Origin of the sequence: Saccharomonospora iraqiensis subsp. paurometabolica YIM 90007 (assembly GCF_000231035.2) — a bacterium.
Taxonomy (GTDB): Bacteria; Actinomycetota; Actinomycetes; order Mycobacteriales; family Pseudonocardiaceae; genus Saccharomonospora; species Saccharomonospora paurometabolica.
Genome location: NZ_KI912257.1, coordinates 3,235 through 6,782 on the forward strand (window position 1 = coordinate 3,235; position 3,548 = coordinate 6,782).

A 3,548-nucleotide genomic window follows, 5' to 3' on the forward strand; every position below is an offset into this window, starting at 1 on the left:
ATGCCCGGGGTTCCGGTCCACGCGCTGCGCACCCTCTGACCGGGGTCACCCCGCCCCGCGCCCCGGCCCGCACGGCTGTCCCGCGCCCGCCCGCGTACCCGTCGGGAGTGCCCGGGACCGCACCCGCACGGTGTCGCGCGTTACGCTGGAGGTCGACGTCGAGTCGACGGCCGGTGTGACGACCTGGAGGTGTGCGGGTGAGCCAGGAGCTTGATTCCGTGGTCGCCGCCCGTTCCGACGCCGGTGCGTCCACGGGGGGTGGGCAGCACGGCGGAACGGGGGTGGACTCGGCCGCCGTCCGTGCCCCGTCGGCGACCCGGCGGGTGCGGGCCCGGTTGGCGCGGCGGATCACCGCGCAGCGGCCCGCCTCGGTGAAGCAGGTGCTCGAACCGCTCGCCGCGATCCACCGGGAACTGCATCCGAGCGCCGACCTGACGCTGTTGCAGCGGGCCTATGACGTGGCCGAGGAGCGGCACCGCGAGCAGCGGCGCAAGTCGGGCGACCCCTACATCACCCACCCGCTGGCGGTCGCCACGATCCTGGCCGAGCTGGGTATGGACACCACGACGCTGGTGGCGGCCCTGCTGCACGACACGGTGGAGGACACCGGGTACTCCCTGGAGCAGCTGGGGGAAGACTTCGGTGAGAAGGTGTCCCAGCTCGTCGACGGGGTGACCAAGCTCGACAAGGTCAAGCTCGGTACCGCGGCGGAGGCCGAGACCATCCGCAAGATGGTCATCGCGATGGCGCGGGACCCGCGGGTGCTGGTCATCAAGCTCGCCGACCGGCTGCACAACATGCGCACCATGCGGTTCCTGCCGCCGGAGAAGCAGGCCCGGAAGGCGAAGGAGACGCTGGAGGTCCTCGCCCCGCTGGCGCACCGGCTCGGGATGGCCACGGTGAAGTGGGAGCTGGAGGACCTCGCCTTCGCCATCCTGCAGCCGAAGAAGTACGACGAGATCGTGCGGCTGGTCGCCGACCGCGCGCCGTCCCGGGACACCTACCTGCGCTGGGTGATCGGCGAGCTGACCAAACAGCTGGAGGAGTCCCGCGTCGACGCCAAGGTCGAGGGCAGGCCCAAGCACTACTACTCGATCCACCAGAAGATGATCGTGCGGGAACGCGAGCTCGACGACATCCACGACCTGGTGGGCGTGCGCATCCTCGTGGAGGACGTGCGCGACTGCTACGCGGCGATGGGTGTGGTGCACGCGCTGTGGCAGCCGATGCCCGGCCGGTTCAAGGACTACGTCGCCCAGCCCCGGTTCGGCGTGTACCAGTCGCTGCACACCACCGTGATCGGGCCGGACGGCAAGCCGCTCGAAGTGCAGATCCGGACCTACGAGATGCACCGCACCGCCGAGTACGGCATCGCGGCGCACTGGCGGTACAAGGAGACGAAGGGCACTCACCGGGGCAACGCCGTCGACGTCGACGAGATGGCGTGGATGCGGCAGCTGCTCGACTGGCAGCGGGAGGCGGCCGACCCGGGTGAGTTCCTGGAGTCGCTGCGCTACGACCTGGCCACCCGCGAGATCTTCGTGTTCACGCCGAAGGGCGATGTGGTGACGCTGCCGGTCGGGTCCACCCCGGTGGACTTCGCCTACGCGGTGCACACCGAGGTCGGCCACCGCTGCATCGGCGCCCGGGTGAACGGCAGGCTGGTCGCACTCGAGCGCAAGCTGGACAACGGCGAGGTCGTGGAGATCTTCACCTCCAAGGCGGAGGGCGCGGGACCCAGCCACGACTGGTTGTCCTTCGCCGGGTCGCCGAAGGCCAGGGCGAAGATCCGCCAGTGGTTCGCCAAGGAGCGCCGGGACGAGGCGATCGAGTCCGGCAAGGAGGCCATCGCCAAGGAGGTCCGCAAGATCGGCCTGCCGCTGCAGCGGCTGGTGTCGGCGGACACGATGGGCTCGGTGGCCAAGGAGCTGCGCCACGCCGACATCAGTTCGCTGTACGCGGCGGTCGGTGAGCGCCAGATCGGTGCCAAGCACGTCGTGCAGCGGCTGGTGGCGCTGATCGGCGGGGTCGAGGAGGCCGAGGAGGAGCTCGCCGAGCGCGCGACCCCGTCCACGGTCACCCGCAGGCGCTCGACCGGGGACGTCGGGGTGGTCGTCAAGGGCGGCCAGTCGGACATCTGGACGAAGCTGGCCCGGTGCTGCACGCCGGTGCCGGGCGACGACATCCTCGGCTTCGTCACCCGCGGGGGCGCGGTGAGCGTGCACCGCACCGACTGCACCAACGCCGACGACCTGCACCGGCAGCCGGAACGGCTGCTGGAGGTGGAGTGGGCGCCGACGGAGTCGTCGGTGTTCCTGGTGGCGATCCAGGTGGAGGCGCTGGACCGGCACCGGCTGCTGTCCGACGTCACCAAGGTGCTGGCCGACGAGAAGGTCAACATCCTGTCCGCCTCGGTCACGACCTCGAAGGACCGGGTCGCGGTCAGCCGGTTCAGCTTCGAGATGGGTGACCCGAAGCATCTCGGCCACGTGCTGAAGGTCGTCCGCAACGTGGAGGGCGTCTACGACGTCTACCGCGTCACCTCGGCCACCTGACAACCGCGAGTCGACACTCGGCGACCGCGAGTCGACACCCCGGCGACCGCGAGTCGACACCCCGGCGTGCGCCCGTCGGTGCCGCGACGTGTGCCACTCCGGGCTCCGTGGCGGGCGCGCGGGATCTAGGGTTGCGGCGTGACCGACGGGATCCAGTTCGACCGGGACGGCGCGACCGCCACACTCACCCTCGCCCGCCCCGCCAAGATGAACGCCGTCAGCTACGCCATGTGGTCGGCGGTGCCGGACGTGGTGGCCGAGGTGGAGGCCGACCCGGCGATCCGGGTCCTCGTGCTCACCGGTGCCGGGGATCACTTCTCCGCGGGTGCCGACATCGGGGAGTTCCGCGAGCTGCGGGCCACGCCCGAGGGCGCGGCCGTCTACGACGACGCGGTGGAGAAGGCGGTCCGCGCGCTCACCGGGATGCGCAAGCCGAGCATCGCGCGGGTCCGGGGGAACTGCATCGGCGGTGGGTGCCAGCTGTCGGTGGCCTGCGACTTCCGGTTCGCGGCGCGGGGGAGCCGCTTCGGCATCACCCCCGCCAAGCTCGGCATCGTCTACGACTTCGCCTCCACCCGCAGGCTCGTCGCCCTGGTGGGGCCGGCCCGCGCCCGCTACCTGCTCCTGTCGGCGCGGCTGCTCGACGCCGACCGTGCCCACGGGATCGGCCTGGTCGACGAGGTGGTCGACGACGACGCACTGGAGGAGACCACCGCCGACTTCGCCCGCACCCTGTGCTCGCGGTCGCAGACGTCGGTGCGCGGGATGAACGAGATCATCGAGCGGATCACGGAGGGGCAGCGGGACAGCGACGCGGCCGTGGAGGCGCTCCGCGCCGAGGCCGTCGCCGGGGACGACTACGCCGAGGGGGTCGCCGCCTTCCTCGAACGGCGTCCCCCCGACTTCGGCTGAGCTCCCGCACGATCCGCGGTCGACGGTGCGCGTCCCCGGCGATCCCGGGTGCGTCGGGGGCGGTCCGGCGCGGTGCCCCCG

At 71.6% G+C, this 3,548-nt stretch carries 2 protein-coding genes; both read left to right on the forward strand.

What is annotated here, in order from left to right:
- Window positions 1–197 precede the first annotated feature (197 nt).
- Window positions 198–2,555 (forward strand): RelA/SpoT family protein, encoded by a 2,358-nt coding sequence (locus SACPADRAFT_RS0218940; RefSeq protein ID WP_026453990.1) that lies wholly within the window; start codon window positions 198–200, stop codon window positions 2,553–2,555.
- Window positions 2,556–2,693: 138 nt separating this feature from the next.
- The gene (locus SACPADRAFT_RS0218945; protein WP_007026949.1) at window positions 2,694–3,467 is read left to right on the forward strand and encodes an enoyl-CoA hydratase/isomerase family protein; all 774 of its coding nucleotides are present in this window, start codon (window positions 2,694–2,696) and stop codon (window positions 3,465–3,467) included.
- The last annotated feature ends 81 nt before the right edge of the window (window positions 3,468–3,548 follow it).